Below are 1,728 nucleotides of genomic sequence, written 5' to 3'. Positions count from 1 at the left end.
ACGCGGGCGACGTCTGCCGGGCCGCCGGGCCCGGCCTCGTCGAGCTGGACGGCGGGGTGTCTCGCTGCGCCCGTGCGCGCGAACTTCGTGGCCGGCTCCAGGCGCCGCCTGATGGCTGAGGACGGCGAGGCGCCGGTTCTCGAGGCAGCTGGCCTGCGCAAGCAATTCGGCCAGTTCGTCGCCGTCGACGACGTCTCCTTCGTCCTCCGCCGCGGCCGGTCGCTGGCCATCGTCGGGGAGTCGGGTTCGGGCAAGACCACGATCGCGCGGATGATCACCGGCCTCGAGCGGCCCACCGGCGGAACCATCACCGCCTGCGGGCACGACCGGTCCCGGCCGCCCCGATCCGCCCGCGAGCGGCGCCGGCGCGGCCGTGAGGTGCAGATCGTGTTCCAGGACCCCTACACCAGCCTCGACCCCCGCCAGAACGCCGAGGCCGCCATCGACGAGGTGCTGCGGCTGCACCACGGCTGGCCCGCCGAGCGCCGGCGCGCCCGGATCACCGAACTCACCGGCCTGGTCGGCCTCGACGAACGGCAGTCACGGGCGCTGCCCCGGTCGCTGTCGGGCGGCCAGCGGCAGCGAGTCGCGATCGCCCGCGCCCTCGCGGCGCAGCCCGCCGTCCTGATCCTCGATGAGTCGGTCTCCGCGCTGGACATGTCGATCCAGGCCCAGGTCCTGAACCTGCTGGCCGACATCCGCGACGAGACCCAGGTCTCCTACCTCCTGATCAGCCACGACCTGGCCGTCGTGCGCCAGCTCACCGACGAGACGCTCGTCCTGCACCGCGGGACCGTGGTCGAACGCGGCCCCACCGCCCGGGTACTCGACCATCCCGGACACCCCTACACCCAGCGCCTGCGCGCCAGCGTCCCGCGGCCAGGCTGGAAACCGATGCGCAGGCGCGTTGAACCCTCCTCCGCCGACAGATAGGAATACGCCAGCAGCATCACCGGGTCATACCGCCATAAATGCTATTTTACTCGAAAAAGTACTTCAATGAGTTCTGCAATATGCTCTTGACCTGATTCACGGCCCGCCCGATCCTGGAACGGCGGGCAATTTCTACGGGAGGCCGCCGGGCATTGGGCGACAGCGAGATGCGCCAGCGAACTGGGCCATCGCATGGTGCAGGCGGGCCGGTGTTCGACCTTTTCACGGGGAAGCTTCGCCGCCCCCTGCTCCGGCCCGGGACGGTGCGTCGGTCGTCGCTTATCGAACGGCTCGCGCGGTGTGCGCGTCGTCCGATCGTCTCGGTGGTCGCACCGGCCGGCTACGGGAAGACGACCGTCCTGGCCCAGTGGGCCGAGCGCAACGGCCAGGCCTTCGCCTGGGTGTCGGTCGACGAAACGGACAACGATCCGAAGGTCCTGCTCACCTATGTCGCGAAGGCGCTCGATGCGGTGGAGCCGGTCGGCGAGCGGGTATTCGATGCCCTCGCTTCGCCCGGCAGCTCAGTGCCCGGCTCGGTTATCCCGCGGCTCGGCTCGGCTTTCTCATCGATGGCCTCGCCCGTGGCGCTTGTCCTGGACGACGTGCACGTGCTGCACAACTCCGAATGCCGGGCCGCACTGTCCGTGCTGGCCGATCATGTGCCGGGCGGTTCCCGGCTGGTGCTCGCCGGCCGGGTCGAGCCGCCGCTGCGGATCGCGCGGCTGCGCGCCGAGGGCAAGGTCCTAGAGGTCGGGCCGGGTGACCTGTCGCTCACTCGCGAGGAGGCGTTCTCGC

The 1,728-nt window shown here is 70.6% G+C and carries 2 protein-coding genes; both read left to right on the top strand.

Annotated features, from left to right (window positions below; all coding sequences use genetic code 11):
* Positions 1-933, top strand: a 933-nt coding sequence (locus WA805_RS25760; RefSeq protein WP_425243636.1) for an ABC transporter ATP-binding protein, incomplete at its 5' end; no start/stop codon positions are given.
* A gap of 323 nt (positions 934-1,256) precedes the next feature.
* Positions 1,257-1,728, top strand: a 472-nt coding sequence (locus WA805_RS25755; protein ID WP_425243635.1) for a hypothetical protein, incomplete at its 3' end; no start/stop codon positions are given.

It is taken from the genome of Trebonia sp., assembly GCF_049794275.1.
GTDB lineage: Bacteria > Actinomycetota > Actinomycetes > Streptosporangiales > Streptosporangiaceae > Trebonia.
This window is presented reverse-complemented; position numbering and strand designations above follow the sequence as displayed.